This is a genomic window from Paenibacillus ihuae, assembly GCF_001368795.1.
Classification (GTDB): domain Bacteria; phylum Bacillota; class Bacilli; order Paenibacillales; family Paenibacillaceae; genus Paenibacillus_AQ; species Paenibacillus_AQ ihuae.
Genome location: NZ_LN831198.1, coordinates 3,519,374 through 3,526,550, shown reverse-complemented (window position 1 = coordinate 3,526,550; position 7,177 = coordinate 3,519,374). Strand labels below are relative to the sequence as shown.

Genomic DNA, 7,177 nt, shown 5'->3' with positions numbered 1-7,177 from the left:
GAGCTGTACGATCAGGTGCTCATGGAGGTGGTCGGTGTTGAAATCCGCGGCAAAGATCACCTGCTGCAGCTGATGCAGGACTTCGCACATGCCAAGCGTGAATACGACCGATTCTCAGAAGCGCTGGAAATGGTCAAAACAACGGGCTACGGTATTGCTGCACCGTCGCTGGCTGAAATGGCGCTAGATGAACCGGAATTGATCCGCCAAGGATCACGCTTTGGAGTCCGCCTGAAGGCGACAGCCCCATCCATTCATATGATCCGGGTTGATGTGGAATCGGAATTTTCCCCGATCATCGGCACTGAGAAGCAGAGTGAAGAGCTGGTGCGCTATCTGATGCAGGACTTTGAGAACGACCCGATTAAAATTTGGGAGTCAGATATTTTCGGCCGCTCGCTTCATTCCATCGTGCGTGAAGGCATACAGGGTAAAATCGCCATGATGCCGGACAATGCCCGCTATAAGCTGCAGGAAACGCTTGGACGAATCATTAATGAGGGCTCAGGCGGACTTATCGCCATTATTTTATAAATCAACAATACCTGATGAACCAATTATCAGAAAAGGGAGCGGAGGATAATCCGCTCTCTTTTTTGTACTTAAATTGAATAATCTAACAGTATTAGTCTATCATTTCAGCGGATATTCTCTGCTCAAATGATACTTTCTGCTCCTTTTTTGAGTAACGCCTTGAAATTATGGGTGGGCTGTATTACTATAAGTTTGTTGCGCTTCTAGGTAGAAGGGCGCCAGTATCTAGTAATAAACGGGATTATCACGTATATTTTGCGTTGAAACGGAAACAGTGTATGATACCGGAAATTTGCCCAGGGAGGTGAGAAGACATGAATAAATCAGATTTGATCAACGTAGTTACAGAAGCAACTGAACTTCCCAAGAAAGATGCTACTAAAGCGGTAGATGCCGTTTTCGAAGCGATCACAGGAGCTCTGCAAAGCGGCGATAAAGTACAACTGGTTGGATTCGGAAACTTTGAAGTGCGCGAACGTTCCGCACGTAAAGGCCGTAACCCGCAAACTGGTGAAGAAATCGAAATTCCTTCAAGCAAAGTACCTGCTTTCAAACCAGGTAAAGCGCTTAAAGACGGAATCAAATAGAGATTTCTACATATCAATCCTATAGTCTCTTTCCGAGTATTAACGATGCCGCCCTCCAAGGCGGCATTTGTTGTTGAAGGACTAATACGTTAAGGAGGATTAGACATGACCGAGAAGAATAATGGCGTTAGCCCTGCTCCGGCCGGCAGCGAATACATCGTGGTAAAGGCTAAGGAGAACGGCGTTCAGGTAATCGGACTCTCCCGCGGGCTGGATACGCGTTTTCACCACACGGAGAAGCTGGACAAAGGAGAGGTGATGATCGCTCAATTCACCGATCATACCTCAGCTATGAAAATCCGCGGCAAGGCGGAAATATGGAGCAAACACGGAAAACTGGAAAGTGAAAGCTGAAAAGCAGGCATAGCCTGCTTTTTTATTAAATATAACTAGATATACGCAAGTCTGTACGATCGTATAATGTCACGGCTTGGCGGAAACTATGGATAAGGGGGGCAGGCTATGAACCGGGGCTGGCTGATCGGAACTGCAATACTGCTGGCCGCTGCTTCTGCTGTAATCTTGCCGCGTCTGGCGTCCCTCGAACCAGCTCTGCAGCAGTCGCGCGCGGTGGAGACCCTCGGCGGGGGCAGTACCACGCTTGCAAATGATAATCTCGTAGATGTGATAAGCAAGCTGCCCCTCAGCCTGGACATTGACAGTGTCGGCTGGAAGAATCAGATCCTGTCGCTGGATCTAAAGGTAACTGGCAACGACCATGAGCCTCAGGAGTTATATCAGAACATGGCACTGGCGATTTCTTTTGCCTTCGAAGATACGGAGAATGTAGACCAGCTCCTGCTGCGTATCGTAGCGGAGGATAAATGGCTGGATAGCCGGCGCCTCTTGCTCGCTGGTGATATCCGCCGGAAGGAATGGTCGCTTCAGCTGCAGCAGGAGCTACAGTCGGCCGGCAATGGGCCGTTGCCTGACCGCCTTAAGAAAGGCTTCCGTATTAGTGAAAGCGAGCTGTGGCGGAAGCAGTTCATTTATCCCTGATATGGGTAAAAGAAACTAGGACGTCCCATCGTGCGTGACAAAAAAACATGTGATATAATAGACAAGATTGTGAACAAAGATATTGTAATAACGTCAATGGCTCCGGAGGCTGAAATGAAACCGTACCGCATACCGCAATTAGTAAAGCCCTACACAGACTACGACATGATTCAGCGGCATACGGAATTGCCGCCGTTTTCGGATGGGCGTAGTCATTTGTTATATATTTTCCTTAGTTACGGCACGGAAGCTGAAGACCGTAACAGGGAGCTCTACACGCTTGTTACAGGCCTTGTGCAGCTTGCTCTCGATACGCATGAGATCATCGACCGTACTCAGGATGATCCCGGTGGCGACCTTATGCGTTCGCGGCAGCTGAAAGTGCTGGCCGGCGATTATTTCAGCGGCTGGTTCTATCACTTGCTTGCGAAGCGCGGACAGATTGAAATGGTGGGCAGTATAAGTTCGGCGATCGCTGACATTAACGTGATGAAGGCCCGTTTATACGGCAAAATGAAGGAGATGCTGCTCTCCGCGGAACAATATTTGCGGCATTCGGTTCAGCTCAATATGCGGCTGTTCCTTTCTTTTACACCGATGATTGAAGGGGCGCTCACCGAACTTTGGGAGAAGCTGCTGGCCGAGTTCAGCCATTGTGAAACGGTATGCTACGAACTGCGGCGCGGAAGTGATCCCGGCAATGCCCGTGAAGGGTATTGTTACTGGAAAATGCTGGAGAGCGCATCAGAGGATGAGGTTGAACTGCTCCGCGGCCGGAGCATGGACCTTAAGGACTGGAAGAAACTAAAAATGAAATACAAATGTGACACCCTGCTGACCGATAAGCTTCACGAATCGCTTCAGTCCATCCAAGGACTGCTGCAGGGTATAAAGGACGAGCATCTGATCAGTGAGCTCAGCACCCTGCTGGACCGCTTCCTCCTGCAGATGAAAATTTCTGGACAAGCAGCCTTGGAGGGGTAGAGTATGACGATAGAGAAAACTTCTTCTTTGGGCGATAAAGGTGTTAAGCCGAAGGAGCAATTTGTTCATTCTGTATTTGAGAGCATCGCCGGTAAATATGACCTGATGAATGATATTTTGAGCTTCCGCCGCCATAAAGCCTGGCGTAAATTCACCATGCGCAAGATGGCGATGAAGCGGGGCGATTCTGCTGTAGACCTCTGCTGCGGCACCTGTGACTGGAGCATCGCACTCGCAGAGGCGAGCCAGACCGGTTCCGTGATGGGACTGGATTTCAGTGCAGGGATGCTTGAAGTAGGCCGGCGCAAGGTGGAAGCGCAAGGCCTTCAGGACCGTATCTCGCTCATCCAGGGCAATGCCATGGAACTTCCGTTTGGTGACAACTCCTTTGACTATGCAACAATAGGCTTCGGGCTTCGCAACGTGCCTGATCTCGTTCAAGTGTTGAATGAAATGAAGCGTGTGGTGAAACCGGGAGGAATGGTTGTCTGTCTGGAGCTTTCTAAACCGATGAAGCAGCCGTTCAAGGGCGTTTATTATTTTTATTTTGAGCGGATGCTTCCGCTTCTCGGCAAGCTGTTTGCCAAAAGATACGAGCAATATAAATGGCTGCCGGAATCACTGGCCCTCTTCCCGGACAGAGAGCAGCTTTCGGTGATTTTTCGTGAAACCGGGTTGCAGAAAGTGGAATCCTTCCCCTTGACCGGAGGCATCGCTGCATTACATATTGGGTTCAAGGAGAATTGTAATGTTTAAAAAAGTCGGCGTTTTTCTGCAAATGATTAAGTTTGAGCACACTGTATTTGCTTTACCGTTCGCCTTTATGGGGGCGCTGCTAGGATCCGTTGTAATGTTCGGCCAGCTGCCATCCTGGTCTCAGATTGGCTGGATCATTATCGCTATGTTCGGTGCACGAAGTGCGGCTATGGGGCTGAACCGGCTGATAGACCGGATTAGTGATGCGAAGAATCCCCGGACAGCCGGAAGGGCAATTCCCGCTGGGCTTTTGAAGGTTGGAGAAGTATCAGTGTTCATCGCAATTTCGTTCTTTTTATTATTCTGGGCTGCCTTTAAGCTGAATCCGCTATCTGCTCAGCTTCTGCCCATTGCTGTTTTTCTGCTGGTGTTCTATTCCTTCACTAAGCGTTTTACCTGGGCCTGCCATCTGATCCTCGGACTAACCATTGCGCTCGCTCCTCTGGGGGGCTGGGTTGCGGTTACGGGCAATGTAGACTGGACCGCCATGATTTTTTACTTCACGATTGTGTTCTGGACCGCCGGTTTTGATATTATCTATTCCTGCCAGGATGTTGATTTTGATGTAAAAGAAGGCTTGTATTCCATCCCGGTGCGCTTTGGAGTGGCCCGTGCACTGGATATTGCCAAGGTATTCCATATTCTAACGGGCATCGGATTTGTTTCACTGCTCTTTATCACTGATTTAAGCTGGTGGTATGTGGCGGGAATGCTGATTGCTTATATTATCCTATTTTACGAACATCATATTGTGTCTCCAAGCGATTTAAGCCGTTTGCAGACCGCGTTCTTTACAATGAACGGTGTGCTGAGCATCGTCGTGTTTTCCTTTACTCTGATTGACTTGGTGGTGCAGTTTTACTGATGACAGAGCTGAAACCGAAACACTTCATCGTAGGAATCACCGGGGCGAGCGGCGGAATTTACGGCGTCCGTCTGACGGAAACCCTGCTTGCACTGGGGTATACGGTCCATCTTGTGGTCAGCAATGCAGGCTGGCGGGTGTTCAAAGAAGAACTGGGTTTTGCCGCCACAGACCGGGAAGGCTTTTTGAACGAACAGTTCAAAGGCTATCCCGGTTCTCTGCTTTATCACCCTATCGCGGATATAGGGGCATCAATTGCCAGCGGCTCCTTCCGTACAGAAGGAATGATTATTATGCCTTGCTCGATGGGAACGCTGTCTGCTGTAGCGCATGGAAGCTCGGACAACCTGATGACGCGGGCTGCTGATGTGATGCTGAAGGAAGGCAGGCCCCTGGTGCTTGTACCCCGTGAGACACCGCTTCATGCCATTCATCTGGAAAATATGCTGAAGCTTTCGCGGCTAGGAGTCAAGCTGATTCCGGCCATGCCAGCCTTTTATTTTGGGCCGACCAGCATGGATGATTTGGTTAACTTCATGGTTGGAAAAGTGCTGGACAGCTTTAACATTGAGCACCATTTATTCCGCAGATGGGGGGAGACGAATGAGTAATCCTCAGCATACCGTTATCGGTAAAATCAGCTATACCAACTCATGGCCGGTATTTCACAATTTCTCCCCCTCTTCGTTAAGCTATCCGGCAGAGATGGTGAGTGAAGTGCCTGCCATTCTTAATCAGGGGATGGCCCGGGGAACGATTCATGTAGGCGCATTATCTTCTTTTGCTTATGCAGCGTTAAGTGACCGGCTGCTGCTGCTGCCGGATTTGTCTGTCAGTGCGGACGGCCCGGTAAAATCCATCATGCTGTTCTCCCGCGTGCCATTTACGCAGATTGGAAATGGGAAAATTGCGGTGACCAACACCTCAGCGACTTCAGTGAATCTGCTGAAGATTCTGCTGGAGAAGGCGGCCGGCTGTAAACCGGAATATGTGACGGCGGAACCCGATCTGGATAGGATGATGGAAGTGGCGGATGCCTGTCTCCTGATTGGCGACAATGCGATCAAAGCTACCTGGCAGGATCAGGGATACTTCGTCACGGATCTTGGCGAGGTCTGGAAAGAGTGGACCGGACACAGCATGACCTTTGCAGTCTGGGCGGTTAACCGTGAGGCAGCGAGAGACAAGCCGGAGGCGATCGCCGAAATTGCCGAGGCTTTTGTGGAGAGTAAAGTACGCGGGGTAAATAAGCTTGCTCCGATTATCCGGGAGGCCTGCTCGTCGGTTGGAGGAACACCTGAATATTGGCACGGGTACTTCAGTAATTTATGTTATGACTTTGGGGAAAGGCAGCAGGAAGGTCTGAACCTCTATTTCCGCTATGCCTATGAATTGGGCCTGCTGCCGCAGGAAGTGAAGATGGAGCTTTGGAGCTACAATCTGCTGACACGGGTGAAAGAATGAAGCGAATGCAAATATTCGGATTGCTGAATAAGGATATGGATCAGATTGAAAAAGAGCTGTACCGCAGTGTTCAAGGTGATGACGAGCTGCTGACAGAGACTTCCCTTCATCTGCTGAAGGCAGGCGGCAAACGGCTGCGGCCGGTATTTGTGCTCATGGGCGGCAAATTCGGACAATATGATCTGGAGAAACTGAAGCGAGTCGCAATTCCGCTGGAGCTGATACATAGCGCTTCACTTGTGCACGACGATGTCATCGACGATGCCGAGCTTCGGCGGGGAGAGCTTACCGTCAAGGCTAAATGGGGTGATAAGATCGCCATGTATACGGGTGATTATATCTATGCCAAGGCTCTTGTCATCACCTCGGAACTCAAAAATCCGCGGATTCATCAGATCCTTTCCAAAGCAATGGTGGAGATGTCCATCGGAGAAATGGAACAGATCCGCGATTTCTTCAATAGTGAGCAAAGTGTACGCCATTATCTGCGGCGGATCCGCCGCAAAACAGCGCTGCTTATCGCTATCAGCTGCGAGCTTGGTGCGCTGGCAGCGGACGCAGAACCACACACTGCCCGCCTGCTCTATAATTACGGTTATAATGTCGGGATGGCATTTCAGATCCGCGATGATTTATTGGATCTCTCAGGAACAGAGAAGCAAATCGGCAAACCGCCGGGCAGTGATATGAGGCAGGGCAATATTACGCTGCCGGTGATTTACAGTCTGGAGGACACGCGCCTGCGTGCGCCGCTGTTGGAAGAATTGGCCTCTATCCGCGCAGAGCAAGCCGGTGTTGGCCGTGCCATTGATCTGATCCTGTCCGGAGACGGAATTACCCGTGCAGAAGCGCTGGCTTCACGCTACATCGACAAAGCTCTGGCGGCGCTGGACCAGCTTCCGACTAACAAGACCAAACGGAATCTGCGGGATATTGCTTTTTTTGTGACCGGACGTGCTTACTAAGCCTCCTATTCCCCAAAATATTA

General features: G+C 50.1%; 10 protein-coding genes. All 10 read left to right on the top strand.

Annotated features, from left to right (window positions below):
• The coding region (locus AQR02_RS34385) for a stage IV sporulation protein A (protein WP_245237503.1) at window positions 1-534 on the top strand (534 nt) is incomplete at its 5' end.
• Between the two features lie 314 nt (window positions 535-848).
• Entirely contained in the window at window positions 849-1,121 is a 273-nt protein-coding gene (locus AQR02_RS16225) for an HU family DNA-binding protein (RefSeq protein WP_019909963.1), read from the top strand.
• Between the two features lie 105 nt (window positions 1,122-1,226).
• Entirely contained in the window at window positions 1,227-1,475 is a 249-nt protein-coding gene (gene mtrB / locus AQR02_RS16220; protein WP_054941367.1) for a trp RNA-binding attenuation protein MtrB, read from the top strand.
• A gap of 108 nt (window positions 1,476-1,583) precedes the next feature.
• Window positions 1,584-2,120 (top strand): hypothetical protein, encoded by a 537-nt coding sequence (locus AQR02_RS16215; protein WP_054941366.1) that lies wholly within the window; start codon window positions 1,584-1,586, stop codon window positions 2,118-2,120.
• Window positions 2,121-2,150: 30 nt separating this feature from the next.
• On the top strand, window positions 2,151-3,104 hold the full coding sequence (locus tag AQR02_RS16210; RefSeq protein ID WP_245237502.1) for a heptaprenyl diphosphate synthase component 1: 954 nt from the start codon (window positions 2,151-2,153) through the stop codon (window positions 3,102-3,104).
• 3 nt (window positions 3,105-3,107) lie between these two features.
• Entirely contained in the window at window positions 3,108-3,860 is a 753-nt protein-coding gene (locus tag AQR02_RS16205; protein ID WP_054941365.1) for a demethylmenaquinone methyltransferase, read from the top strand.
• Window positions 3,853-4,725: a UbiA-like polyprenyltransferase gene (locus tag AQR02_RS16200; RefSeq protein WP_054941364.1), complete on the top strand. Its 873-nt coding sequence runs from the start codon at window positions 3,853-3,855 to the stop codon at window positions 4,723-4,725. Before AQR02_RS16205 ends, AQR02_RS16200 begins: the two co-directional genes overlap by 8 nt.
• Window positions 4,725-5,336, top strand: a complete 612-nt coding sequence (locus AQR02_RS16195; RefSeq protein WP_054941363.1) for a UbiX family flavin prenyltransferase — start codon at window positions 4,725-4,727, stop codon at window positions 5,334-5,336. Before AQR02_RS16200 ends, AQR02_RS16195 begins: the two co-directional genes overlap by 1 nt.
• The gene (locus tag AQR02_RS16190; protein ID WP_054941362.1) at window positions 5,329-6,189 is read left to right on the top strand and encodes a menaquinone biosynthetic enzyme MqnA/MqnD family protein; all 861 of its coding nucleotides are present in this window, start codon (window positions 5,329-5,331) and stop codon (window positions 6,187-6,189) included. The genes AQR02_RS16195 and AQR02_RS16190 overlap by 8 nt, the downstream gene beginning before the upstream one ends.
• Entirely contained in the window at window positions 6,186-7,154 is a 969-nt protein-coding gene (locus tag AQR02_RS16185) for a polyprenyl synthetase family protein (RefSeq protein ID WP_054941361.1), read from the top strand. Before AQR02_RS16190 ends, AQR02_RS16185 begins: the two co-directional genes overlap by 4 nt.
• Window positions 7,155-7,177 lie beyond the last annotated feature (23 nt).

Coding starts and splice junctions, on each gene's coding strand:
- AQR02_RS16225 (WP_019909963.1), top strand. CDS start 849: ATGAATAAATCAGATTTGATCAACGTAGTTACAGAAGCAACTGAACTT.
- mtrB (WP_054941367.1), top strand. CDS start 1,227: ATGACCGAGAAGAATAATGGCGTTAGCCCTGCTCCGGCCGGCAGCGAA.
- AQR02_RS16215 (WP_054941366.1), top strand. CDS start 1,584: ATGAACCGGGGCTGGCTGATCGGAACTGCAATACTGCTGGCCGCTGCT.
- AQR02_RS16205 (WP_054941365.1), top strand. CDS start 3,108: ATGACGATAGAGAAAACTTCTTCTTTGGGCGATAAAGGTGTTAAGCCG.
- AQR02_RS16200 (WP_054941364.1), top strand. CDS start 3,853: ATGTTTAAAAAAGTCGGCGTTTTTCTGCAAATGATTAAGTTTGAGCAC.
- AQR02_RS16195 (WP_054941363.1), top strand. CDS start 4,725: ATGACAGAGCTGAAACCGAAACACTTCATCGTAGGAATCACCGGGGCG.
- AQR02_RS16190 (WP_054941362.1), top strand. CDS start 5,329: ATGAGTAATCCTCAGCATACCGTTATCGGTAAAATCAGCTATACCAAC.
- AQR02_RS16185 (WP_054941361.1), top strand. CDS start 6,186: ATGAAGCGAATGCAAATATTCGGATTGCTGAATAAGGATATGGATCAG.